The organism is Salibacterium sp. K-3 (assembly GCF_054052005.1).
In genome coordinates this window covers 541717-566143 of the sequence record NZ_JBSVZE010000003.1, presented here as the reverse complement: position 1 = coordinate 566143, position 24427 = coordinate 541717, and the positions used below count along the sequence as shown (strand labels likewise).

Annotated in this window: 24 protein-coding genes and 1 pseudogene; 20 read left to right on the top strand and 5 right to left on the bottom strand. The window is 44.0% G+C overall.

What is annotated here, in order from left to right; genetic code table 11:
- Positions 1-175: 175 nt before the first annotated feature.
- Positions 176-816 (bottom strand): annotated as a pseudogene (locus ACW9JV_RS18240) (IS30 family transposase); the annotation flags it as partial.
- A gap of 230 nt (positions 817-1046) precedes the next feature.
- On the opposite strand from ACW9JV_RS18240, the gene ACW9JV_RS18235 reads away from it, so the two are divergent.
- The 14 genes from ACW9JV_RS18235 (at position 1047) to ACW9JV_RS18170 (ending at position 11555) form a co-directional block, all read left to right on the top strand.
- Positions 1047-1478, top strand: a complete 432-nt coding sequence (locus ACW9JV_RS18235; protein ID WP_457337094.1) for an N-acetyltransferase — start codon at positions 1047-1049, stop codon at positions 1476-1478.
- Positions 1479-1788: 310 nt separating this feature from the next.
- Positions 1789-2193: an NUDIX hydrolase gene (locus ACW9JV_RS18230; RefSeq protein ID WP_457337092.1), complete on the top strand. Its 405-nt coding sequence runs from the start codon at positions 1789-1791 to the stop codon at positions 2191-2193.
- A 413-nt stretch (positions 2194-2606) separates the two neighbouring features.
- Positions 2607-2936 (top strand): TnsA endonuclease N-terminal domain-containing protein, encoded by a 330-nt coding sequence (locus tag ACW9JV_RS18225; protein WP_457337259.1) that lies wholly within the window; start codon positions 2607-2609, stop codon positions 2934-2936.
- A 198-nt stretch (positions 2937-3134) separates the two neighbouring features.
- Entirely contained in the window at positions 3135-3644 is a 510-nt protein-coding gene (locus tag ACW9JV_RS18220) for a MerR family transcriptional regulator (protein WP_457337089.1), read from the top strand.
- Positions 3645-3647: 3 nt separating this feature from the next.
- A complete protein-coding gene (locus tag ACW9JV_RS18215; protein ID WP_457337257.1) occupies positions 3648-4109 on the top strand; it encodes an SRPBCC family protein in 462 nt (153 codons plus the stop codon).
- 53 nt (positions 4110-4162) lie between these two features.
- Entirely contained in the window at positions 4163-5671 is a 1509-nt protein-coding gene (locus tag ACW9JV_RS18210; RefSeq protein ID WP_457337087.1) for an MFS transporter, read from the top strand.
- Positions 5672-5871: 200 nt separating this feature from the next.
- On the top strand, positions 5872-6471 hold the full coding sequence (locus ACW9JV_RS18205; RefSeq protein ID WP_457337085.1) for a TetR/AcrR family transcriptional regulator: 600 nt from the start codon (positions 5872-5874) through the stop codon (positions 6469-6471).
- An 18-nt stretch (positions 6472-6489) separates the two neighbouring features.
- Complete coding sequence (locus ACW9JV_RS18200) at positions 6490-6954, top strand: DUF2269 family protein (protein ID WP_457337083.1); 465 nt, start codon at positions 6490-6492, stop codon at positions 6952-6954.
- A gap of 15 nt (positions 6955-6969) precedes the next feature.
- The gene (locus ACW9JV_RS18195) at positions 6970-7404 is read left to right on the top strand and encodes a DoxX family protein (protein WP_457337081.1); all 435 of its coding nucleotides are present in this window, start codon (positions 6970-6972) and stop codon (positions 7402-7404) included.
- A gap of 144 nt (positions 7405-7548) precedes the next feature.
- Positions 7549-7899, top strand: a complete 351-nt coding sequence (locus ACW9JV_RS18190) for a VOC family protein (RefSeq protein WP_457337079.1) — start codon at positions 7549-7551, stop codon at positions 7897-7899.
- A gap of 379 nt (positions 7900-8278) precedes the next feature.
- The gene (locus ACW9JV_RS18185; RefSeq protein WP_457337077.1) at positions 8279-8671 is read left to right on the top strand and encodes a MerR family transcriptional regulator; all 393 of its coding nucleotides are present in this window, start codon (positions 8279-8281) and stop codon (positions 8669-8671) included.
- Positions 8668-9852 carry an MFS transporter gene (locus ACW9JV_RS18180; protein WP_457337075.1) on the top strand — a complete coding sequence of 395 codons (1185 nt, stop codon included), beginning with the start codon at positions 8668-8670 and terminating at the stop codon, positions 9850-9852. Before ACW9JV_RS18185 ends, ACW9JV_RS18180 begins: the two co-directional genes overlap by 4 nt.
- Positions 9853-10074: 222 nt before the next feature.
- Positions 10075-10509, top strand: coding sequence for a cell wall hydrolase (locus tag ACW9JV_RS18175; protein ID WP_457337073.1), 435 nt, complete (start codon positions 10075-10077; stop codon positions 10507-10509).
- A gap of 200 nt (positions 10510-10709) precedes the next feature.
- Positions 10710-11555, top strand: coding sequence for a YitT family protein (locus ACW9JV_RS18170; RefSeq protein ID WP_457337071.1), 846 nt, complete (start codon positions 10710-10712; stop codon positions 11553-11555).
- Between the two features lie 6 nt (positions 11556-11561).
- Here ACW9JV_RS18170 and ACW9JV_RS18165 read toward each other — a convergent pair whose 3' ends face one another.
- Genes ACW9JV_RS18165 through ACW9JV_RS18150 form a run of 4 tightly spaced genes read right to left on the bottom strand, consistent with a single transcriptional unit; the run spans position 11562 to position 15520 of the window.
- On the bottom strand, positions 11562-12365 hold the full coding sequence (locus ACW9JV_RS18165; protein WP_457337069.1) for an ABC transporter ATP-binding protein: 804 nt from the start codon (positions 12363-12365) through the stop codon (positions 11562-11564).
- Positions 12365-13396 carry a FecCD family ABC transporter permease gene (locus ACW9JV_RS18160; protein WP_457337067.1) on the bottom strand — a complete coding sequence of 344 codons (1032 nt, stop codon included), beginning with the start codon at positions 13394-13396 and terminating at the stop codon, positions 12365-12367. Before ACW9JV_RS18160 ends, ACW9JV_RS18165 begins: the two co-directional genes overlap by 1 nt.
- The gene (locus tag ACW9JV_RS18155; RefSeq protein WP_457337255.1) at positions 13393-14430 is read right to left on the bottom strand and encodes a FecCD family ABC transporter permease; all 1038 of its coding nucleotides are present in this window, start codon (positions 14428-14430) and stop codon (positions 13393-13395) included. Before ACW9JV_RS18155 ends, ACW9JV_RS18160 begins: the two co-directional genes overlap by 4 nt.
- Positions 14423-15520: an iron-siderophore ABC transporter substrate-binding protein gene (locus ACW9JV_RS18150; RefSeq protein ID WP_457337065.1), complete on the bottom strand. Its 1098-nt coding sequence runs from the start codon at positions 15518-15520 to the stop codon at positions 14423-14425. Before ACW9JV_RS18150 ends, ACW9JV_RS18155 begins: the two co-directional genes overlap by 8 nt.
- Before the next feature lie 188 nt (positions 15521-15708).
- Here ACW9JV_RS18150 and ACW9JV_RS18145 point away from each other — a divergent pair, with 188 nt between their 5' ends.
- The 6 genes from ACW9JV_RS18145 to ACW9JV_RS18120 all read left to right on the top strand — a co-directional run bounded on the left by ACW9JV_RS18145 (position 15709) and on the right by ACW9JV_RS18120 (position 24375).
- A complete protein-coding gene (locus ACW9JV_RS18145) occupies positions 15709-17427 on the top strand; it encodes an ABC transporter ATP-binding protein (protein ID WP_457337063.1) in 1719 nt (572 codons plus the stop codon).
- 474 nt (positions 17428-17901) lie between these two features.
- Complete coding sequence (locus ACW9JV_RS18140; protein WP_457337061.1) at positions 17902-19401, top strand: malate:quinone oxidoreductase; 1500 nt, start codon at positions 17902-17904, stop codon at positions 19399-19401.
- 223 nt (positions 19402-19624) lie between these two features.
- A complete protein-coding gene (locus ACW9JV_RS18135) occupies positions 19625-20815 on the top strand; it encodes an ROK family transcriptional regulator (protein WP_457337058.1) in 1191 nt (396 codons plus the stop codon).
- Positions 20816-20845: 30 nt separating this feature from the next.
- Positions 20846-21853: an aldose 1-epimerase family protein gene (locus ACW9JV_RS18130; protein ID WP_457337056.1), complete on the top strand. Its 1008-nt coding sequence runs from the start codon at positions 20846-20848 to the stop codon at positions 21851-21853.
- Between the two features lie 4 nt (positions 21854-21857).
- Positions 21858-23375 carry a sulfatase gene (locus tag ACW9JV_RS18125; RefSeq protein WP_457337054.1) on the top strand — a complete coding sequence of 506 codons (1518 nt, stop codon included), beginning with the start codon at positions 21858-21860 and terminating at the stop codon, positions 23373-23375.
- Between the two features lie 13 nt (positions 23376-23388).
- A complete protein-coding gene (locus ACW9JV_RS18120; protein WP_457337052.1) occupies positions 23389-24375 on the top strand; it encodes a Bug family tripartite tricarboxylate transporter substrate binding protein in 987 nt (328 codons plus the stop codon).
- Positions 24376-24427: the final 52 nt, after the last annotated feature.

The following is a 24427-nucleotide window of genomic DNA, read 5'->3' as shown; positions in this document are numbered from 1 at the left end:
GATGATTACTGTGCTACAGTAGACATATGGCAGAACCCCTCTGTGTACGTGTTTGTCAGCGCATCCATCGCATGAGCAGATTTGGAGGTTCTGTCTTTTTATGAACATGTATGGAATTTTTTTCTATGAATTATGCAACTTCAGAGAACAACCATTAAAATGCCATTAATTGTAATCATATAATTGCAGCCAACATCTGTTCGTACCGGTCATTGGGAGATTGGTACCCCAGGTTTTTACGGGGGAGCTTATTACACCAGACTCCACATAAGCAATGACGGTATCGTCCAGACCGTCGATGGATTTCCCTTTTGGTATGAACCGCCGGATTAACCCATTGTGACGTTCATTCGTGCCTCTTTCGCTAGAAGTGTAGGGATGGGTGTAATAGACGTTTACCTGGTCACAGTCAATGGCTTGCGTGAGCTCACTGAATTCGGAGCCGTTGTCCGAAGTGATGGATTGAAAGACGGTCGAAAAGGCGTCATCATACCTGGTTTTGAGCTGTTGTACAGTTTGATTCACAGCTTCCGCTGTCTTTTGCCCGATTTTCGTGATAAGTTCTTTGCGTGTCTGTTGATCGGTCAGCGTTAAAAGGGCTGCTCCTTTCTGTCGTTGGCTCAGGAGCGCGTCGATTTCCCAATGACCGAATGCTTCCCGTTTTTCAATAGGGGCAGGGCGTTCTTCGATGCTCGTTCCATATATTCTCTTGTTCGTTCTTTTCCGCTTTGTTTTTGTTTTTCTACGGACTTTCTGAAGAAGATCGATATTTTTAACAGGGAGAAGCTCTTCATCAATATAGTGATACAGCGTCTTGGGGCGTGACCATGCACCAAATACGCAGGGTAGATTAATGCGTTCGGTGGTAATACAAGGATAATCTGCCATGACAGATGGGAAAGATCGGGGAGATGGAAGCGGATGTCTTCCTCGGAATCCTGGATATAATGTTAAGTAACAATAAATTTGTTTAAAACGCCAGTCATGGTATTCAACAATCGGGTCATTTAATTGAATAAAGCATTGAGATTTATAGGGGTGATGAGGTGAATATTAGATCAAACAAAAATACAGAAGTCAATAAATTAGTAGAGATATGGTATGAAGGTTCTTTAATAGCGCACAACTTTATTGATAAGAATTATTGGAAATCACAGCAAACGGAGATGAAAGAAAAGTATATTCCAATGTCTGAAACCTATGTTGTGAGTAATGAAAAAGATGTTGTCGGCTTCGTATCGATGATGGATAATTATTTGGCAGCATTATTTATTGATGTTAAGCATCAAGGTGGGGGATATGGAAAGGAATTGCTAGATTTTATAAAAAGACAAAGGGAAAATATACAATTAAAAGTGTACAAGAGAAATAAAAAAGCCGTTGATTTCTATTTGAAAAATGGCTTTGTAATAAAAGAAGAAACACTAGATGAACAGACTTCCGAGGAAGAATTTTTAATGGAATGGGAAAAGGGTTAAGTGTCGTTAGACGAGTTAGATTATTACATGAAAATACAAACAACGATCTTCATCAATCGGGCGCAATTGTGGAATAACCAACCCCCCATTATTTTAAACAACTTTATTGTAACATCTATGGGCTGTCATTCAGCCATTGCTGAACACGAATAATAAAGTTGTTTAAAAAACATTAAAGTCATTTAAAAGGTAAAATAATTGTTTAAAAAATCCTCCTCTATTCATTAGTCGGGCCAGATTGCTGAATAAAGGTTTTGCTATAATCTTATTAGATGACAGTAATGTTAAAAGATAGTAGGGTGGTGAGAGTGTGATAAAGGTAGATGTGGCATACGGACTGATTTGCGAACAGGGAAAGGTTTTGATGGTTAATAATAAGGGCGGAGGTTGGTCTCTACCTGGTGGAGCAGTTGAAAAGGGTGAAACGCTTGAACAGGCAGTGATTCGTGAAGTTAGAGAAGAAACAGGGTTAACAGTGGAGATTGAACATATTGTTTCGACTAACGAGGTTTTTTTCAAGGAAAAAGGTCACCATGCTTTGTATATAACATTCAAAGCAAAAATAATTAACGGAAGTCCTTCAATTCAATATGAGGATGAAATTGAGGAGATAAAATGGATGGATTATCAAACAGCAAACAAGTTAATGCCTTATAATCCCAGTGGCATAGAAGGATTACTTGAATCTTTCGTTCCTTACATTTTTCAAGGTTAAAGTAATCCTCCCATTGTTCAATTAATGGGCGCGATTGGGGGTAGACCAAAAATTTAAACGACTTTATTTTTACATCTATGGAGTGTTATTCAGCAATTGCACCAAAAATTATACAACTTTATTGTCATTACACAAAAAAATATTTTAAAGTCGTTTAATTCATAAAAAAGTTGTTTAAAAACGCACGTTGGAGTATGCTTAAAGTGACTTCGAACGTGCGTTTTATTTTTATCTAAATGAGAGGTGTATTAAGGTAAAAAGACCAATGGACGAAATCTAAAATAGCTCGATATCAGAAAGAAGGTCAAGGGCGAGGTTAACTCTCTAATTATAAACCTTGGTTCACTAATCAGGATGTACCTTCATCTGGTCGTGCTCACTGGACAACGGATAATGGAAGATAAAACGTATTCATCGCTTTAAATCGAGAAAAAACACTACAAATTTCTGAAACGAAACAGATCAAACATCCTTTAGATACAACATCTCAGACTCCGATCGTATTAACGACGGATTTTTTAATTACTTTGATAAAGGGAAAGAATATATCATACTTGCCTAGGACGATTAAGCCTAGTAAAAAGCTTAACGATAATCGAATCATAGAAAAGTTTGAAATTGAGCGTGAGTACTGGTTCTTGCATAAGCAAGTAAGTTCAGTCAGTTTAGGACATTCTGTTTTTACTCCAATGACTTTTTCTTCGAAAATGTGCTCAGGGTCAACCCCTTCCTTTGCATTATAGACGAGTTTATAATTCAAGGTTGCAGAGCCCTTCATTATATATTGAGCAATCGATAAGATATTTTCAGTAAGTGTTTGATAAGATCCTTATCCCGCCATTTAGTGTTTTAAAAAAATTTTATTTTTAGCATTGACCCTTACGTAACGTAATGGTATATAGTAAAGTCACCGGTAAATGATAGTCGCGCGAAATGAGGGGATGATCATTGCAGATAAGAAGTATTGGAAAGTTGGGGAGCTTGCCAGGTTAACCGGATTAACCGTCCGCACCTTACGATATTATGATCAAATTGGCTTGTATTCACCATCCGGATATTCTAATTCAGGATACAGGTTGTATAACGAATCTGACATTTCGCGCCTACAACAAATTCTGGCGTTAAAGGATCTTGGTTTATCACTCGAGGAAGTTAAATTTTCTTTAGCTGATAACAATTACAATCCATTCGAAGTCATATCGCTTCAAATCGATCGACTGAAAGAAAATATTAGAATTCAACAGAAGCTTTTAAAAGAATTACAAAATGTATCAAGTCTGATGGAAACGGAAGAGCCATTGACGGTTGAGGATTTCACAGAGTTATTTGGCGCTATGAAACAAAGTCATGAAAAATATTTTAAGGAACGCCGAACAAGCATGGAGAACCACTTTGACAAGCTTGGTGACTTCCTCGACAAGCATCAAAATGGACCATTCAAGGAGGAGTAAATGATGAATAAACGATTTGCAACACACGATACTTTTGTCATTGAAAAGACTTATGGCGTTTCACCTGCACAGGTGTTCGCAGCTTGGGCGAACCCCGAAGCCAAGGCCAAGTGGTTCCCGAAAGCTGATGAGTTCGACTTTCGAGTTGGCGGGCGAGAGAGCAATCAAGGTGGACCACCCGATGGACCGACTTTCACTTTTGATGCCTGCTATCAGGAGATCGTTCCTGATCAACGGATCATCTATTCCTATACCATGGACCTCGATGAAACACGGATATCGGTATCCGTCACAACAGTGGAGTTCAAGCAAGCAGAAGCTGGCACGCAGCTTATCTACACCGAGCAAGGCGCTTTCCTCGACGGCCATGATACGGCAGCCGAGCGTGAACACGGAACGGGGATCATGCTGGACAAACTCGGCGAGGTGCTTCAAAACGAATCCACGAATAAGGAAAAGCAATGACAAGTGCTGGGATTGGAATTGACAAGCAGGCTGGCGCACGGGAGTGGCTTGGATTGGCTGTTCTTGTCTTGGCTAGTCTGCTCGTTTCCATCGATATCTTCGTGCTGGTCCTGGCATTACCTTATCTAAGCGCGGACCTGGGAGCAAGCAGCATTCAACAGTTGTGGATTATGGACATCTACGGATTCATGCTCGCCGGATTTCTAATAACGATGGGGACCTTGGGAGACCGCATTGGCCGCCGTAAACTGCTACTGATGGGAGCTGCATCATTCGGAATCGCTTCCATACTTTCCGCGTTCTCCGTCAGCCCTGAGATGTTGATTGTGTCCCGCGCTTTGCTTGGTATAGCAGGGGCCACATTGGCACCCTCCACTTTGGCGTTGATCAGCAACATGTTTCACGACCCAAAGCAGCGAGGTTTCGCCATCAGCATATGGATGGCAGGGTTCATGGGCGGTGCTGCTATCGGCCCGGTGGTTGGTGGCGTAATGTTAGAGAATTTTTGGTGGGGTTCGGTGTTCCTGATTGGCGTACCTGCAATGTTGCTGTTACTCGTGTTTGGTCCGGTGTTACTGCCCGAATATCGCGACGCCAACGCTGGCCGGCTGGACCTTGTCAGTGTTGGACTGTCTCTTGCCGCGATCCTGCCGGTCATCTACAGTTTCAAGGAATTGTCCAAGAATGGCTTACAACCGCTGAACATTGCGGCTATCGTGGTCGGGATCGTAATCGGTCTGATATTCGTGCAACGTCAACGCGCACTGACTGATCCTTTACTGGATTTGCGTCTGTTTGCCAACCGTGCTTTAAGCACCGCAATGGGTGGTCAGTTTTTTGGCACCATGCTGATGGGTGTGATCATGCTGTTAGTCACACAGTACCTCCAACTGATCGAGGGATTAACGCCGTTGAAAGCTGCTTTGTGGATGCTTCCCTCAGTGGCAGCGCAAATCACCAGTTTTCTGATTTCTCCACTCATCGCGCGTCGAATCCGACCAGCATACCTGATGGGGATGGGACTGGTTGTCTCGGTGACTGGCCTGATATTACTTGCCCAGGTGAATGCAGCTTCTGGACTGACAATCTTGGTGACTGGTTATGCCCTGACTAATTTTGGCGCAGGACCGCTGATGACCCTGTCACCTGATCTAATTGTTGGAAGCGCACCGTCCGAAAAAGCAGGATCGGCGGGTGCATTGTCGCAGACCAGCAATGAATTCGGCTTCGCACTAGGACTCGCCGTTTTGGGTAGTGTCAGTACTGTTGTATACCGTAACCAAATCACTGACACCATGCCAGCTGGGGTACCTGCTGAAGCGGCAGAGGCGACCCGTAACACCCTTGTCGACGCGACGGAAGCGGCTCAGAGTCTTCCCGGGCCACTCGGAACAGTGCTGCTCACCGCTGCCCGAGAGGCTTTCACCAACGGAGTGAACACGGTCGCCATGATCAGTGCCTTGATCTTGATCGGTGTTGCTATTGTTGTAGTCACCCTGCTCCGTCATATAAACCCTAGTGGTGGAACACAACATGAACAGGATGATAGTGTTCGGGCATGAGCCAAGTTAGGAGTTTCACTAAAACCCCCATTATCGTCTGCCTTAGCCGTCTTAAGGTTTCTTAAGACGGCTTTTATCATCTCGAAGAAATGTATATCTCTATATAGGATGGAACTTGGTAAATTAATATTAGCTCGTATTTGCTATTTACAAACCGCCGGTCGGTATGTAATATAAAATAAAAAGAAGGGGGAAAGACATTGGATCGGAAATTAAAACGACAACAGACGAAACAACTACTTTTATCCGCAACAAAAGAATTAATTCACGAAAAGGGCTGTAGCAAAATGACATTGAACAACATCATGGAACGGACGGATCTTTCCAAAGGAGCCATTTATCATTATGTGAAAAGCAAGGATGAACTGTTGGCTTTGGTATTACAGGAAAGAATAGAGGATATCAATGATCGTTTTTATGCCAAAGTAGAACAAGGAAATAAGGAACTGAAAGGTCCGCTGCAAGAAATTCTTCAAGATTTACCATCTCTACAAGATCCCCATGATACGACGAACCGGATTTTTATTTATTTGCTGGGAAGGAACGATGAGGATTCTGTAAGCGATGTGGTGACAAAGTTTTACGATCAGGCGGTCAAGTTGTCCAAACAGTGGATTGAAACCGGACAGCGGAATGGTGTTATTCCTTTATCAGTGGATGCAGATAAGTCAGCTGAATTATTTATTTTGCTATCGTATGGGTTGCGTATGCGGAGTGCCATATCGACTGATTCAAACGCATTTGACACAGACGAGTTCTCAGCATTTATAACCGATATTCTGCGTTCAAATAAGGAATAAAAGAAAGGATGGGATCACATGGAAATGTTGTTGTTTTTACATGTGTTGGGTGCCGTTATTCTTTTAGGAAATATTATTACTGCTGCGTTTTGGAAAACTAGAGCTGACATAAAGGGGGACCCTTTCATCATTCGCAACACCGTAAAAAACGTGATGTTGGCTGATATTATTTTTACACTTCCAGGTTTAATTCTAATCATTTTTTCCGGTATTCTAATGGCTGTTCAAGCCGGTTATTCGATGTCTGGCTTCAATTGGCTTACCCTATCCTTGATTTTATTTGTGTTTACTGGAGTTGTATGGTTAGTAATACTACTCCCCTTGCAGCGAAGCATGATTCGTCACAGTGACCAATCGGTAGAGGAAGGCGAAATTTCTGAATCGTACTGGAAAGCTTCGCGTTACTGGGCCATCTTTGGAATCACAGCCGTTTTATTACCTGTTGTCATTCTATATTTTATGATCACAAAAGGTTTTCATTAAGAGGAGGGGATATGAATGGCTCCATTTATTGTGCTGATTGTATCATTCTTGTTTTTCCATTTCATCGGTTTTTTAGAACTGCCTATGGATGAATGGCAGACATCTTTACGTATAGCAGTTGCTATCATGTTTTTATTTACAGGAATCGCTCATTGGGGAAAAAGACGCCGGGATCTTGTAAAAATGGTACCTCCTTTGTTACCTGGACCGAGTTTCATTGTGACTATTACAGGTGTTTTGGAGATTGTCGGTGCTTTAGGTTTACTTGTACCAATGACTTCAAGAATGGCATCGATCTGTTTGGCCATTCTACTGATTGTTATGTTTCCAGCTAATATTCGTGCTGCCAAACAAAAGGTCCAAAGGGGGAGGGGCTTGACGTCGGCTCTGCTGCCAAGAACCATTTTTCAATGTATATTTTTGGCAGTTGTTATCACTGTTGGATTTTAGCAATAACGACGTAAAAAAATTGTCCGCTCATCGGGTTCAGTCCAAAAGTGAAGTTCATATGTAAGAATATTCTAAAAAGGGATAATTGAAATGATTGTAGAAATGAATAATTGTAGACATTATTAGTAATTGGGGTGATAAAAAATGAAGGTTAAACGAATCGTTGCCAATGTGGAAACACAGAATATTACAAAAGCGAAGCACTTTTACGAGGAAGTCCTTGGACTTGAACAACTAATGGAAATGGATTTCATTGCAACATACGGATCACAAGAAAAAATGAAAACGCAAATTAATTTTCTTTCCGAAGGTGGTTCCGGCACACAGGTGCCTGATTTGTCAATTGAGGTTGATGATCTTGATGCTGCATTAGCCCGCACAAAAGAAGCTGGAATTCCAATCGAGTATGGACCGGCTGATGAGCCCTGGGATGTCCGTCGTTTTTTCGTCAGGGATCCGTTTGGTAAGCTTGTCAATATTTTAATCCATCTATAAATGAATGCTTTAAAGAGATGTACATCAAGATGTTACCTCAGATTCCACATTGAACTCCCCGGTTTCCAGAATGAAATTTGAATCTCCACATTCAGCTCCACTGTGGCCGAAACCATGGTATCTGCAGCGGCCCCGGGCGAAGCACACAGGGGGCGCTTTTTTGTATTCTTCCCTGCGCTCAATCCTCAGTCTAATCCTCTCTCCATCCTGTCCTCAAACTGTTTCCAGCCTTTCAGTGTCACTTCTTGTCCTATTTCCGCGTCACATCAAAATAGGTCGGTTTTCTTTCAGTTGAAAAGCTTGATATTTCTATTGACTATGACACTAATGTCATACTTTAGAATAAGGTTTGAACATGTTTAAAGAGGGGGCATTTCCAATGAAGATCAGTGAATTGTCTAAAGAGACCGGAGCTAGTGTTCGTTCTATAAGGCATTACGAGAAGAAAAATTTAATTATATCTGAACGTCTTGATAATGGTTACCGGGATTTTGATAAGTCTGCCATCAGCCTTATTAAGACCATCCAACTGTATTTAGGTTTAGGTTTAACAACGGACCAAATAGAAGAAATCCTACATTGCCAAAGAAATAACCAACAACCTGAAATGGATAATCTTTGTGATGATTTGTTGGAAACATACGAACAAAAGCTGGATGAGGTTAATCACCAAATGGAAACATTGGCCACCGTAAAACAGCGGTTGGAAAAACAAATCGGACATTTCAAAGAGAGAAAAGCAGATCATGAACATAAGGAGGATGACTCATGAATGCGAATCAATCTAGAAACCGATTGTTTTTACCTGTCTTAGCCTTATGCTCCTTTTTAGTGGGGCTCGATTCGATTGTCACCATTCCTTTAATTCCGGACATGGTAAAAGACACGAATATGCCCATTGGACTTGGTGGTTTGATGGTAACAGCGTATGCTGTAGCTTACGCTGTTTCAGCCCCCGTTTTTGGAGCCATTTCAGACCGGTGGGTACGTAAAAACATGCTGTTATTGGGGGTCTTTGTTTTTGCAGCAGCTACAGCTTTAACTGGTATTGCCGATACTTTTACGGTCCTGATGATCTTTCGCATTCTTTCAGGCATCGGTGCCGGAATGATTGAGCCGGGTGTCTACGCTATTGCCGGTGACCATTACTCTTATGAACAACGCGGGCGAGCCATGGGGATTATCACGGCTGCTCTTATATCGGCATCTATTATCGGAGTACCGATTGGAGGCTATATCGCCGAATGGTTTACTTGGCGCTGGACATTTTGGCTCATCGGTCTGCTTTCATCCATTGCATGGATCGTTATCTGGATATCAATACAGAAAGATGAACGTAAGGAAAAAGAAACAGATCATCCAGTTATTGGTATAATGAAGCAGTTTGGTACAGCTTTTTCAAATGCATCGGTATTTTTTGCTCTGCTGGCGACCTTTTTGTACTATGGCGGGCTACAGGGCATGTTTGTCAATGTAGGGGTCTTTTATAATGTGAATTACGATCTAACATCAGGACAAATTGGATTGGTTCTAATGACTGCAGGACTTGGCAGTGTCGTTGGCAGTATTGCCGGTGGTAAATTGGCCGATCGTTTCGGTAAAAAAGGTATCATTCTTCCGGCCAGCATAATGGTTGCTGTTTCGGTTTTCGCTCTTTCCATTATGACGGGAAGTTTTGTCACAGCTGTTATAATGAATGTAATTTGGGCATCCGTTTACGGTATTGGGCAATCTGCACTTACAGCTTTGATTTCTGAATTGAGTCCAACTGTGCGGGGAACTGTCATGTCTCTTAACAGTTCAGCTATGTATGCAGGCTCAGGCTTATTCACAGCTATAGCAGCCTCCTTACTTTATGGCAGCAATTTTTTATGGATTGGAATTCTTTGTGGTGCAGCAAATATTATCGTTTTTATGACCATGTTTGTTGTCCATGAACAAACCTCCGTGTAATCCTTAAAACAGAAGATTCTTTTTCCAAAATGAAACTCGAATGTCCAAAACAAAATCCACTATGCCGAAGCTATGGTGTCCGCAGCGGCCCTGAGCAAAGCACGCAGGGGTTCTTCGATCCAATCTTTTTCTTTTCCACCATTTCGCTTTTCATCTCTTCATGCATTTAAAAAATTGAAATCAAAATAAGATTTTTTCATACAATGTGTGAGGGGTGAGAACATGGCAAGAATAAAATACGATAATTCGGACGTTAACTTATTGGCAAGACTGATGAGAGCGGAAGCTGTAGGTGAAGGTAAGCAGGGTATGCTGTTTGTTGGAAATGTGGTTGTTAATCGTGGTGTAGCGGATTGTTTAGATTTTACGGATGTAAGAACAATATCGGAAGTTATTTATCAAGTACAGGGAGGGAATTATACGTTCGAAGCTCTCCAAGAAGGCAGTTTATTTTATCGGAGAGCGAGAAATATGGAAAAACGATTAGCAAGAAGGAATTTGCAGCGTTGGAGAAGGCATCCAGCAAAATACTCTCTCTGGTATTTTAACCCGTCCGGCCCATGCCCTCCAACATGGTTCGGGCAGCCTTTCTCTGGTCAATATAAAAATCACTGTTATTATGAACCCCAGGCTGGAACATGTCCCAGTGTGTATTGAGTTGTTTTTCAAAAGTGAAATGATGTTCATTCACGTACCCCAGGCATTCTTGTACCCTCATGGTCATCTTCTTCTATGACTGCGAAGGTGATTGGAAGAGGTCTGTGGGCTGTGCTATGATAGGAAAAGATAAGAAATCATCCTTATCGTCAAATCGGGGGATGATTTCTTTTTTTACGTTCTGGAAAGGAGTGCCCGACATGAAGAATACGATCTACATTATCATAGGGACGCTGATGTTTGCTCTTGCTGTGACACAGCTGGGCATGCCGAACTCGATTGCAGAAGGCGGCATTGTCGGTATTTCCCTGCTTGTTTATTATGGTACAGGCTTGTCCCCCAGTATCTCCACCCCGATTATCTTTATACTGCTTTTAAGTATAGGAGTTCGCTACCTGCCGCGGCATATGGTGTACAAAACGGTTTTTAACGTTATATTATTCTCCTTTTTTATCTGGATGTTTGAAGGGATGTACACCCAGCCGATGGAAGACACGCTCCTGGCGGCCATTTTTGCCGGGATTATTACCGGAGCCGGTTTCGGTTTTATTTATCAGGCGGGGAGCTCTGTCGGCGGCACGTCCATTCTCGCCCGTGTTTTTAACCGGCAGCTGGGCTGGGATCTGACGGGAACCACGCTTGCCCTTGATGCGGGAGTTGTACTTGCCGGGATATTTATTATCGGGCCAGTGTATACGATGTATACATTAATCACGCTGTACGTCGGAAAGGTTGTCACGGATTTCGTGCTCGGCGGTTTCGATTCAAAAAAGGCGCTGAATATCGTTTCTCCGTACTCCGAAGAGATATCCCAACGGATTACGCATGATCTGGCATCGAGTGCCACCGTGTTTTACGGGGAAGGGGACTATATGAAAGAACAGCGCCGTGTGTTGTACATTGTGATCCACACGCATAAGCTGCTTCAGCTGAAACGGGTGATTAAAGAGGTGGACCCGGATGCGTTTATTGTCGTTCATAATGTTAAAGACGTCTCCGGCGGATTCATCTCCGGCGCATCGATGGAGGGAGAAAACGTGGATTAAAAAGATTCATTCATGAACATGATACCGTCCTTTGGGGACAATCAAAGGGGCATGGGAGACGGGATCTTCAATGATGGTGCAGTGAAGTCCGAACAAGTCTTTAATCAGACTGCTTGTGACCACCCCGGATGGTTCTCCTTCGGCAATAAGCCGGCCTTCACGGAGCGCAAAAACGTGATCGGCGTAGCGGGCGGCAAGATTTATATCATGAAGAACCATCACAATGGTCGTCCCGTATTTTCGGTTCAGGTCTGTAAGCATGTCGAGAATCTCGACCTGATATGTGATATCCAGAAATGTAGTAGGTTCATCCAGAAACAAAATGTCGGTCTGCTGCGTCAGAGCCATGGCAATCCAGACGCGCTGTCTCTGCCCGCCGGACAGTTCGTCTATATTCTGATCGGCAAGCTCTGTGATATTCATAATTTCCATGGCGTCGGCGACAGCCTCGTAGTCCTTTTGGGACCACCGCTTGAGGAGGGATTGATGCGGAAATCTTCCCCTGCCTACTAAATCCGCCACCGAAATACCCTCCGGAACGACAGGAGACTGAGGAAGGATTCCTAACGTGCGGGCCAATTGTTTGGAAGGAATGCTATGGATGGCTTTGCCGTCCAGGGTGATCTGCCCTGCTCCAGGTTTTATCAGCCTCGCCATTGTTTTGAGAAGGGTGGACTTTCCGCAGGCGTTGGCTCCGATAATAACGTTTATTTGATTGCTCGGAATCGACACGCTGATGTCGTGAAGAATCGTTTGGTCCTCATATCCTGCCGTGATTTCGTCAGTCTGAAACGTGTGTGCCGGTTTCATTATAAACGCCCCTTTCGATTCATTCGGATGAGTAAGTAGAGTAGAAACGGCGCTCCGAGTACACCGGTGATAATGCCGGCCGGAAACCTGGTACTGAATGCAAACTGGCCGAGCAGATCAGCGCCGAGGACCAGATTAACACCGACGAGTCCTGCCGGAATGACGTTAGAACCGCCGGCACCGGTCAATCGTTTGGCGATCGGCCCCGACAGGAAAGCTACAAAGGAGATAGGGCCGGTCACAGAGGTGGCAACAGCAATCATACAGACCGAACTTAAAATAAGCAGTATTCTGGTTCTGTCGGTATTCAATCCGAGCGACAATGCCGATTGTTCTCCAAGTTCCAGGATGTTTAGATGCTTCCCGAGTACAGCGGTAACAGGGGCACAAATCAATACTGTAATCAAAAGAGGAAGCAGGCTGTCCATCTGAGCGCCGTTCAGACTGCCGTTAATCCATTGCAGGGCGGAAGGAAGATCTTCCTGTCCCCCCTCCATTAAAAGGTAGGAAATCAACGCATTCAGCATAGCCTGAATTCCAATCCCTACTATAATTAACCGTCCGATGGAAAAGGAAGTCCCCTTGGACAGTATATAAATGAGTACAACGGTACCAAGACCTGATATAACCGAGACGATGGAAGCAGCTGTATCGCTTGTCTGCAGGATAAGAATGCAGAACAGAGCCGCAACGCTTGAGCCTGCTGTGATGCCGAGTATATCAGGGTTTGCAAGGGGATTGCGGAGCATCGTCTGAAACGTATTACCGGCAATGCCGAAAGCAAATCCGGCAAAAAGACCGGCAAGCATTCTTGGAAGGCGGATGGTCTGCACCGCAAAAGATACACTGCCGGTCGTTTCCCCTGCCAGTGCCTGAATGACTTCCGGAACTGGATAGTATGTGCTGCCCAGTAACAGCATGGCGCAGCACAGAGTGAAAGAGAGAAGTACGAGCAGGCCGGTAATCAACAACCAACGGCGTTGTCTCTGCCGTCTGACCGTTGTAATGATGGTAATGGTTGAATTTGTCATAATGAACGAACCTTCATTCTCGCAGCTAGTAAAATCAACAGCGGAGCCCCTATAAACGCTGTAACGACACCTACTTCAAGTTCACCGGGACTGCCGATGAGCCTTCCGCTCACATCAGATATGGTTAATATGACGGCACCTGCAAGGGCGGACATCGGAATAATGTAACGCAGATCAGGCCCCAGGATAAGACGTATCAGATGGGCTGATAATAGTCCGATAAAACCGATAGGCCCTGCCAGTGCAGTCGCTGCTCCGCATAGAATCACGCCGGCAAAGGCTGCAGCCACTCTTAGGATACCCGTCCTCACACCTTGTCCGGCTGCCACTTCATCTCCCAGTGCTAATGCATTGAGTGCCGGAGCAGACAGGACCGCCGGGATGAAGCCGAGGACCAAAAAAGGAAGAAAGGTGGTTATCGCACTCCAATCGCCTGCTCCTACGCTTCCCACCTGCCAAAACCTGAATTGGTCCATGACATTGGTACGCGGAATCATGATCGCGCTTACGAGGGAGGAAAGGGCAGCGCTTGTAGCTGCCCCTGCCAGGACAAGCTTCAGCGGAGAAGTTCCGCCCCGGCCCATGGATCCGACCCCGTAAACAAAAACGGCGGTTATCATTGCACCTGTGATGGCGAACCATATGTATTGTCCGGCTGTGCTTATGTTCCAAAAAGCAATACCGCTGACAACAAACAGAGAAGCCCCTGTATTGACACCAAGGATGCTTGGGTCGGCAATGGGATTGCGTGTGACGGCCTGCATCAATGCGCCGGAAACGCCGAGAGCCGCCCCGCAGCATAAGCTGAACACCGTCCGGGGGATGCGTTCCCGGACGACGGTTGCCCCGTAGGAGTCAACCTCAGAATGAAACAAACCGGCTGTCAGCTCATCCATGGTGACCAGACGTGATCCAAATACGAGAGAAGCCGTCACGCTTATGCTGAGCAGTACAGCAAACAGGACCAGCGCCATCGTCAAATACCTGGGAACGTGCGCCCCCGGATTTCTATTCGTTTCCGGTACGTTAGTCATCGATATTGCTGGCGGCTTCTCCAATTAATTCCAGCTGGTCATCCATCGTATACGGGATGGATAGTGCGGTCGGTGTGCTGGCAGCTGCCAATGCTGTCCCATCTCCGATAAACGCAACAGAACCTCTCTCAACGGCCGGGATCTGTCCGAGCCGGGAATCTGCTTTCACCGCTTCATACAGGCTTTCGTCCCCGTATCCAATGATGATATCCGCATCGTTAAGTACGTCCGCATTTTCAGCGCTTACACTCAAGGAGAAGCTGCTCTCATCTTCGATCAGTTCTTTCACGCTATCCGGGTATTCCATGCCGAGTTCCTCCGTCAGAAAAGCGCCGCGGGCATCCGCAGGAGTATAAATATGAAATTCCGACAAGTCATCCGCCGAGAAGTTGGCCCACACTACTTTCTTTCCTTCCATCTCAGGGTATTCGGAGGTTTTTTCGTTAATTAAGTTCTCAATGTCCTCAATGAGCTGTTCCCCTTCTGCTTCCATAGCCATTCCTTTTGCATTCATTTTGATCTGTTCGCGCCAGGAAGTTGTCCATGGTGTTTCAGGGTAGGCCACAACCGGAGCGATTTCGCTCAGAATGTCGTAATCCTCCTGGGTTATGCCGGAATAAGCGGCGAGGATAACATCCGGCTTGCTGTCGGAAATGGCTTCAAAATCAAGACCATCTGTATCCTGAAATACATTGGGATTGTCTTCGCCCAGTTCTTCGACTTTTTCAGCTGTCCACGGTAAAAGCCCGTTCTCATCTGTTACACCATAGTTTGCCGCCGAAAATCCGACAGGCACGACGCCAAGAGCAAGAGCCGTATCCTGGTTTCCCCATTGTATAGTCGCAACTCTTTCAGGTTTTTCTTCGATGACCGTTTCACCGAAAGCATGCTCGATCACAATGGGCTCTTCCAGGCCTGTTTTCTGCTCTTCAGATGTTTCCGAGCCGGAAGCGCCGCTGCTTTCAGACTCATTTTCCTCTGAAGTGGATGCAGATTCTGTGTCGGAGGAAGCACTGGAGCAGCCGGCCAGTACGGTTAATAATCCTGTTAACATCAGCACCATGCATAATGGAATCCATCGTTTTGTCATGATATGTAGTCCCCCAGCCTTCTTCAATAATGATAATCATTATCACTAATTCTATATCGCATCCTATGATTTGTCAATTGAACCTGGCCGTTCAGAATATATATATAGAAAAAGCTCAAGATTATGCTATGATAGGGGAATGATAATCATTTGCAACGCACCAATATTGAAGATAAGGGGAGAGACCGATGCTGCGCCGCTTTATTGGCTACTATAAACCATATAAAAAATTATTTACGCTGACCTTTACCTGTGCGGTGTTTGTGGCACTTTTGGATCTGGTATTTCCGCTTGTGGTGAATCAAGTCGTCGATACGCTGCTGCCGCAGGGGAATATATCGGTTATTATCTGGGCGTGTATGGGTCTTTTTGTTATTTACATATTGAATACCGGCGCCCATTTTGTCGTGACCTACTGGGGCCACCGGCTCGGGATCAACATCGAAACCGATATGCGCGATGAGTTGTTCGATCATGTGCAGCGGCTTTCCTTTACGTATTATGACAATAATAAAACCGGGCACCTGCTTTCCAATTTAACGAATGATTTGTTTGAAATCGGTGAAGTGGCCCACCATGGTCCGGAAGACGTATTTATCGCAGCCATGACCTTATTCGGCTCGTTCGGTGTCATGTTGTATATTCATGTGAAACTGGCCCTGCTCACCTTTCTGGTTGTTCCGCTGCTGATTTTGATCATCATCTTCTGCCACCGCCGTATGACCAAGGCCATGAAGTATATGCTGAAGCGGATGGCCGATTTTAACGCCCGGGTGGAAGACACGGTGGGAGGAATCCGCCTCGTGCAGGCTTTCGCGAATGAAAAACATGAGCGCCGGCTGTTTCACATCGACAACCGGAATTTTAAAGACGCTAAAATCTGGTCCTACCGTGTCATGGGGTTGAATAATTCTCTCAGTTATATGATGATGCGGTTCATGACGCTGTTCGTCCTGTTATGCGGTGCTTATTTTATCGTGCAGGGGGAATTGTCAATTGGAGATTTCATGGCTTTTATTTTATTGACGAATATCTTTTTCCGCCCGATTGAAAAAATAAATGCCATCATTGAAAGTTATCCAAAAGGATATGCCGGCTTTAAACGTTATATCGCACTGCTGGATACACAACCGGATATTGTGGACCGCCCCGATGCAAAACCTCTGGATCATGTGGAAGGAAACATCATGTACAGCGGTGTGCGTTTCGGTTACGATGATGAACGCCCAGTGCTGGACGGGATCGATCTATTTATCAGACCCGGAGAAACGGCTGCGTTTGTCGGTCCGTCCGGTGCTGGTAAAACGACGTTGTGCAGTCTTCTTCCCCGTTTTTATGATATTCAGGATGGGGCGATTACCGTAGACGGGGTGGACATCCGTGATATCGAGCTTTCCTCGCTGCGCAGCCATACCGGCATCGTCCAGCAGGATGTTTTCATGTTTTCCGGGACCCTTCGTGACAATATCCGATACGGCAAATTGGATGCAGATGATGAAAAAGTGTGGGAAGCGGCCCGGCGCGCGGAACTGGAAGCCTTTATTGATGATCTGCCGGAAGGACTGGATACGATTGTGGGCGAACGCGGGGTGAAATTGTCCGGAGGCCAGAAGCAGCGTCTTTCGATTGCGCGCATGTTTCTGAAAAACCCGCCCATTCTAATCCTGGACGAAGCGACGTCCGCACTCGATACGGAGACGGAAGCTTCCATTCAACGTTCTCTGAATGAATTGGCGGAAGGAAGAACCACGCTGATCATTGCCCACCGGCTGGCGACGATCCGCCATGCCGACCGGATTATTGTCGTGACGCCTGAAGGAATTGAAGAACAGGGAACCCACGAAGAATTACTGCAGCAGGAAGGCCATTACGCAAAACTCCATGGGGCACAAAATGTGTACGTATAATGAACAAAAAAGACTGGATGAAAGAGGACTGTTTCCCGCTTTTCATCCAGTCCTTTATTATCTACTCGTCTGCGGGTGCTTCGGTTCCATTCAGGATCAGTTTGAAAGAAACCGATGCCTCCCCCTTTTTTCGTTTTTACGCACATACCCTAGTATACACATATGAATTGTGGCGTCCAATATCTGAACTGCTCATGAAAGGGCTTAAAGGAACAAAATAGAAGACAAACGAATGAATAGATCGTTTTAATGAACGTCTGCACGGCTGACTGTAGATATTCTGTGAATGTTCTTTTTTTCACAAAAGGGTCATTTCTTTTTTATAGACACGAAATAGTCTATAATAAGAAAAGAAGAAACCAACTAGTCGGTGCGATAGTGTTACAGGACAAAAGTACATAAAAGGTAAACAGAATAGTACAGCTTGAATGAAACGGCTCTATTCTGTGAATTTAGGTTGTAAGGATGGTAATCATGAGTAAGAATGAGACAACAGATGTGATTCTGATCGGTGCCGGCATTATGAGCGCGACGCTCGGATCTCTTTTGAAGGAGCTGGCACCGGATTGGAATATTACAGTGTTTGAGAAACTGAAGCATTCCGGTGAAGAAAGTTCGAACGAATGGAATAACGCCGGAACAGGCCATGCCGCACTCTGTGAACTGAACTATACGAAAGAACAGCCGGATGGGTCGATTGATATCAGTAAAGCGGTCCACGTTAACGAACAGTTTCAGGTGTCCAAGCAGTTCTGGTCCTATCTCGTGAAGAGCCGGCGGATCACGCAGCCGCAGGATTTTATCATGCCGCTGCCGCACATGAGTTTTGTCCATGGAAAGGACCATGTGGAATTTCTCAAAAAGCGCTTCGACAAGATGACCGCCCATCCGCTTTTTCAGGGAATGGAGTATTCCGACGACCCCGAACAATTGAAAGAATGGATGCCGCTTATGATGAAGGACCGGACGGCAGACGAGCCCGTGGCGGCAACAAAGATGGACACCGGCACAGACGTTAACTTCGGCGCGTTGACACGTAAACTGTTCGGTCATCTGGAGAACGAAGATATTCATGTCCGTTACAACCATGAAGTAGAGGATATGAAGCAGGATGCCGGCGGGGTCTGGGAACTGAAAGTACGGAACCATAACAGCGGAGAGACAGAGCGGCACAGCGCCCGGTTTGTCTTTATCGGAGCCGGCGGCGGGAGCCTGCATCTGCTGCAGAAATCAGGTATTCCGGAAGGAAAAGGTATCGGAGGATTCCCGGTAAGCGGCCAGTTTATGGTATGTAAAAATCCGGACGTTGCAGCAGAGCATCATGCCAAAGTTTACGGAAAAGCACCGGTTGGAGCGCCGCCGATGTCGGTGCCGCACCTGGATACGAGATATATCGATAATCAGAAGTCGCTGTTGTTCGGCCCGTTTGCCGGATTTTCACCGAAGTTCCTGAAAACCGGCTCCCTGATGGATTTGTTTACCTCTATCCGCCCGAACAATGTGCTTACGATGTTATCGGCCGGCGCGAAAGAAATGGGATTGACCAAATATTTGATCGGTCAGGTCATGCAATCGAAAGAACAGCGCATGGAAGCACTGCGGGAATTCATCCCGGACGCGAAGAGTGAAGACTGGGAGTTGGTCGTATCCGGACAGCGTGTCCAGGTCATTAAAGATACAGAAGAAGGTGGAAAAGGGACGCTTCAGTTCGGTACGGAAGTGGTCACTGCCTCAGACGGATCCATCGCGGCCCTGCTAGGCGCATCCCCCGGGGCTTCCACCGCGGTCCAGGTCATGCTTGAAGTGATGGAAAAATGTTTCCCACAGCAGCTCGATGATTGGAAACCAAAGATTCAGGATATGATCCCTTCCTACGGCCTGTCTCTTTCGGAGAATCCGGAACTAATAGAAGACATTCATTTATCAACAGCTAAAGATCTTGAACTAAAAGGGAAAGAGCCGACTTTTAGTTAATGATTTTCTAAAATGAGCAAAAATAAAACCTTTGGTCTGTATTTTAGATCAAAGGTTTTTTGATGGAAGTGCGATACTGCTTTTTTGGGCTGATAGTGTTAGTGTGTAAATCTTTTTGTAATAACAAGTACGCTGTAACCTCAGGAAAGATCAAAAAGTAATTGACAATTTTAAGTTTGTTAGTTATTATAACTAACATAACAGAAAATGGTGATCTATTGTAATGAAAAGATATAAATCTTTACAGTCAACAAATTTAAAAGAACAGAATTCGATAACGATTTTATCGTTAATCAGAGAAAAAGTGATGTCGCGTGCTGAGATTGCAAGTGTTGTAGGTATGAGCCGGCCTGCTGTCTCTGCGATCATTAAGGAATTGATGGATGAAGGCCTAGTAAAAGAAATCGGCCGTGGGGAAACATCTGAAGTCGGAGGAAAACGTCCGATATTGCTTGACATTGATGGACAATCTGGAAACATTTTATCGGTATATTATGATGGAGCTGTGCTACAAATGGCTATTTGTAGTCTGAAAGCAGAAATTATTGTTCAGAATAAGGTTGAAATCCCGGCAACATGGGATAAAGATTCGGTACTTGATAGTATAGGCCAGTACTTAAAAGAATTTATGAAAACGGAATCAAAAACGAGAGTTATAGCCTGCGGATTTGTGTTAAAAGGCATTGTTAACACAATCACTTCAACGTTGCAGTATTCTGTTGCTTTACCAAAGTGGGAGGATGTTCCTATTGGAGGTGTCCTGGAAAAATATCTGCAGATTCCGGTGTTCATTGAAAACGATGCAAGGGCACAGACGCTTGAATTATTAAAACAGGAGTCTACCCAGTACAACACTTTTGTCAGCGTGAAAGTTGATACAGGAATCGGAACCGGTGTTGCGTTAGATAATAAACTTTACCGTGGAGCGTTTGAAGGAGCGGTAAATTTCGCTCATACCACGGTCCATGACAAAGGGCCGTTATGCAGCTGTGGTAACTATGGGTGCTGGGAATCATTGGCTTCAACAAGTGCTCTGATTAATAAAGTGGAAAAAGTCACGAAGGAGCAGAATCTTTCAATCCAGAAAATCATTCAACGTTACAACAACGGAGAAGAGAAAATCAGAGATATTGTGAATGACCATACTGCTTATTGGATTGGTGTTGGTATTGCTAATATTGCCAGAGTGTTTCAACCTGAAAAGATTGTCTTATTAAGCATACTAAATGCTTTTCACTCCCCTTTTCAGGAAAAAGTGAAAGAAATATATAATACTAAATCTTCCCCAGCCTTCAATCGCTCATCAGTTGCTTTTGAAGAAGTCGAAAAAAATCTACAGTTACACAGTGCCGCAGAAGTAGTCTGCAGTTATTTCTACTCCGTTGAGTATCACGGTAGTATTTGGAAAAGATAATTATATTGGAATAGAGGGGGGATAGCCTAGTTGAAGTACAGCGATATAGATAAAATTGGAAGTATCCATCAATTGGCTGGTATGGAAAGACTACAGAAACTTGAAGGTCGGGAAAAAGGGAATGAATTGATTCGGGTCAGGAATGGAAATGGATTATCTTTTGATGTACAGATGGACCGGAGCATGGATATAGGGAGATGTGAATGTAATGGGGTGCCTGTTGCATGGATCACACCTTCCGGTTTTGCTTCTCCTTCCTACTATGATCATATAGGACGTGGGTGGGAGAGAACTTTCGGAGGCGGATTGTTTACGACTTGTGGATTACGTACCGTGGGAAAACCAAGTGATATAAATGGAGAGCACTATGGTTTGCATGGCAGGATAAGTCATTGCCCTGGAGAATTATTGGAGAAAAATGGATATTGGAATGAAAAAACTTACATTCAGAGAATAAAAGGCAGAATGATAGAGGTATTGGATTTAGGTGAAGTGTTCGAACTAAAAAGGACGATCATCACTACTTCTGCATCCAACGAAATTTATATCTACGATAAAGTAACAAATTATTCCTATCACCCGCAATATCATGCAATGATGTATCACATGAACCTGGGTTATCCGTTATTAAGTGAAACAACTGAGATGAACCTGCCTTCTTCTGAGATTGAAAATATTAAGGGTATCGCTGCTAATGAAGATACTGCTCAGTTTGGCGCCCCAAGGGAAGGTGCTGAACCTTCGGTAGACCTCCATCACTTAAAAAACGTTAAAGATCAAAATTCAATATATATTTCAAATTTTATAGACTCCATCAAAAACAGATTACATATGAATATCAAGTGGAACACTGAGGTCATGCCACAATGGACGCAATGGAAGCACCTTGAAAAAGGGAAATATGTGATGGGAGTGGAGCCTGGGAATGTTTCAACGAAAGGCCGGGAAACATTGGTTCGTGAAGGGAAAATGCCAGTATTGGAACCTTGGGAATCAGTATCGTATTTTTTAAAGATAAAATTAGATTGGGAAGGTTGAAAATATGAAAGTCATTTGTGTCTTGCTAGATACTTTAAGAAGAGATCATCTAGGTTGCTACGGGGCCTCAACGGTGGAAACGCCGAATTTAGATAAATTTGCTGAAGAAAGTTACCAATTTGATAACGCTTACTTAGGATCCTATCCTTGTATGCCGGCCAGACAGGATTTTTGGACAGGGATTAATAATTTTTTCTGGCGGGGATGGTCTCCATTGGAACATCATCAATTTGATTTGGTAACCATGCTCAATCAAGCAGATATTCCAACGATGCTGATCACCGATCACTATCATTTATGGCAGAACGGATCAGGAAATTATCACACTAATTTCTCCGGGATGGAGCTGATAAGAGGACAAGAAATGGATAATTGGAAAATAGGGTCAAATATCCCTGTTCGTTATCCTGCTCAAAAACACAAGCTGAATAAAAATTGGGAAAAATATGCGAAGAACACTGCCCATTTTGAAACTAAAGAGGATTATTTCGCAGGACAGGTATTTCAGAAAAGTATGGAATGGGTGGAAGAAAATAAAGATCAGGATGATTATTTTCTAATGATTGATTGTTTTGATCCACATGAACCGTTTGATCCGCCGGAAGAATTTCTTGAAAAATACGCACCTGATTATGATGGAGAGTCCCCTAAGTGGCCGCGTTATGGAAGGCCAGATAGTCTATCAACAGAAGAGTTGCATCACGTACATGATCTTTATAAAGCGCAAGTTACTTATGTGGATGAATGTTTTGGTAAGTTTTATGAGAAGTTGAAATCGCTTCATGATATGGAAGATACGATGGTTATTGTAACAAGCGACCACGGATTTTTGTTTGGCGAACATTCATGGCTGGGGAAACACGCCCGTATTATTTATCAGGACATTGCTAGAATACCATTGTTAGTTAGGGAACCTAACAATGGTAAAAAGGAACATGTTTCACAACTTACACAAATCGCCGATCTAACACCGACTATATTGGAAGCTTTTCAACTGCCTAAACCAGAAAATATGCAAGGATATGATTTAACTCCAGTATTTCACAATGCCAAAGGAGGGATTCATGATCGAAAAACAATGATGTTTGGAGTGTTTGGGGGACCAGTTTATGTAACAGATGGTATGTATGTTTTAGTGAAGCATCCTGTAGACGGTAATTATCCATTGTATTGGTACACCAAATCGCATTATCAAAGTTGGGGTTTTGGTCAGAATAATTACCCGGAACAAAGTGCCGAACGGTTGAAGTACTGGGATGGAGCGCGTTTCCCAGTACAGTATGAAAACGCTCAACCCAATCACGCAGCTCCGCTTTTTATTAAGCCTGGGGAAGAAAAGACAAAAGTGCAGGTTCACAAGGATGAGTTGTATCAAATTCAGGAAGACCACTTACAGGAATTTAACTTGATTGAGGGAGAAGAAAAAAAAGCACAGGAATTAATGAATGAGATGGTAAAGGAAATGAAAAAAATTGGTGTGCCGGAAGAACAGTATGAAAGATTAGGATTATATCCAAAATAGGGGGTTCATTTTAATGTCATTAAAAAAAGCAGGTATGATGGTCGGTACCAGTGCGTTCAGCATCCTTTTATTAACAGGGTGTGGGGAGAGTGAAGAAGATGTAGCAGCGAATTATCCTAATGAAGACTTAACAATTACGGTACCTTATGCTGCAGGTGGGCTTAACGATCTTGTAGCAAGACAGGTAGCAGATTTAAGTGAAGACCACATCGATACTTCTGCTGCTGTTACTAATGAAACAGGTGGGGGCGGAACAACAGCCACTACTGAATATATGCAGGAACAGGCGAATTCGACTAATATGTTACTTGGAAGTAAAAGTATTTTTGTCACCATTCCTCAAGAACAGAATGTTGAGTACTCATACGATGATGTAGAACCAGTCATAGGAATAGATACAGTAGAATTTATATTGTATACCAATCCTGATGAAACAGGAATTGAATCAGTTGACGATTTAATAGAATACGGGAAAAATAATACAATCAACTTTGGTACCGAAGGTCCGGGAAGTGATCCGGATTTGATACAGTCCGGTCTATTCTCTATGGCTGATGTAAATGCGGAAGCTGTTGTATATGGAGGAGGCGGGGAATCTGTGCAAAACGTAGCATCAGGTGAAATTGATGTTGCGGCAGGTCCTCCTGCAGTTGGAAAACAGTATGTAGAGGAAGGAGATCTAAAAGCAATTGCTGTGGCTATGGACGAACCTTTTGAACGTTTTGAAGGAGACCCTGTGCCTACCTTGAAAGAAGAGGGATACGATATCACTTTCCCAGGGTTTAACTTTTTCGCACTCCCGGAAGGAACCGATAAAGAAGTCATCGATAAAATGAATGGCGCTATTAGTGATATATATGAAACAGAGTCTTTTAAGGATTTCGTTAACGAGACGGAATTGAATCTAGATCCAATGGGACCGGAGGAAATTGATGAATTGATTGAAGAACAGCAGAGTGTAGCAGAAGACCTCCAATCCAAAATAAAAGAGAATGAATAAGATGTGGAGCTGCCAGTATCTGGTAGCTCTCTTGAATTTAGCGTTTATGCTG

Excerpts from the sequence above, each read along its gene's own strand:
- ACW9JV_RS18140 (WP_457337061.1), top strand. The coding sequence starts at position 17,902 with ATGAGTAAGAATGAGACAACAGATGTGATTCTGATCGGTGCCGGCATT.
- ACW9JV_RS18220 (WP_457337089.1), top strand. The coding sequence starts at position 3,135 with ATGATCATTGCAGATAAGAAGTATTGGAAAGTTGGGGAGCTTGCCAGG.
- ACW9JV_RS18175 (WP_457337073.1), top strand. The coding sequence starts at position 10,075 with ATGGCAAGAATAAAATACGATAATTCGGACGTTAACTTATTGGCAAGA.
- ACW9JV_RS18215 (WP_457337257.1), top strand. The coding sequence starts at position 3,648 with ATGAATAAACGATTTGCAACACACGATACTTTTGTCATTGAAAAGACT.
- ACW9JV_RS18160 (WP_457337067.1), bottom strand. The coding sequence starts at position 13,396 with ATGACAAATTCAACCATTACCATCATTACAACGGTCAGACGGCAGAGA.
- ACW9JV_RS18145 (WP_457337063.1), top strand. The coding sequence starts at position 15,709 with ATGCTGCGCCGCTTTATTGGCTACTATAAACCATATAAAAAATTATTT.
- ACW9JV_RS18200 (WP_457337083.1), top strand. The coding sequence starts at position 6,490 with ATGGAAATGTTGTTGTTTTTACATGTGTTGGGTGCCGTTATTCTTTTA.
- ACW9JV_RS18150 (WP_457337065.1), bottom strand. The coding sequence starts at position 15,520 with ATGACAAAACGATGGATTCCATTATGCATGGTGCTGATGTTAACAGGA.
- ACW9JV_RS18135 (WP_457337058.1), top strand. The coding sequence starts at position 19,625 with ATGAAAAGATATAAATCTTTACAGTCAACAAATTTAAAAGAACAGAAT.
- ACW9JV_RS18165 (WP_457337069.1), bottom strand. The coding sequence starts at position 12,365 with ATGAAACCGGCACACACGTTTCAGACTGACGAAATCACGGCAGGATAT.
- ACW9JV_RS18155 (WP_457337255.1), bottom strand. The coding sequence starts at position 14,430 with ATGACTAACGTACCGGAAACGAATAGAAATCCGGGGGCGCACGTTCCC.
- ACW9JV_RS18125 (WP_457337054.1), top strand. The coding sequence starts at position 21,858 with ATGAAAGTCATTTGTGTCTTGCTAGATACTTTAAGAAGAGATCATCTA.
- ACW9JV_RS18185 (WP_457337077.1), top strand. The coding sequence starts at position 8,279 with ATGAAGATCAGTGAATTGTCTAAAGAGACCGGAGCTAGTGTTCGTTCT.
- ACW9JV_RS18170 (WP_457337071.1), top strand. The coding sequence starts at position 10,710 with ATGAAGAATACGATCTACATTATCATAGGGACGCTGATGTTTGCTCTT.
- ACW9JV_RS18120 (WP_457337052.1), top strand. The coding sequence starts at position 23,389 with ATGTCATTAAAAAAAGCAGGTATGATGGTCGGTACCAGTGCGTTCAGC.
- ACW9JV_RS18190 (WP_457337079.1), top strand. The coding sequence starts at position 7,549 with ATGAAGGTTAAACGAATCGTTGCCAATGTGGAAACACAGAATATTACA.
- ACW9JV_RS18195 (WP_457337081.1), top strand. The coding sequence starts at position 6,970 with ATGGCTCCATTTATTGTGCTGATTGTATCATTCTTGTTTTTCCATTTC.
- ACW9JV_RS18180 (WP_457337075.1), top strand. The coding sequence starts at position 8,668 with ATGAATGCGAATCAATCTAGAAACCGATTGTTTTTACCTGTCTTAGCC.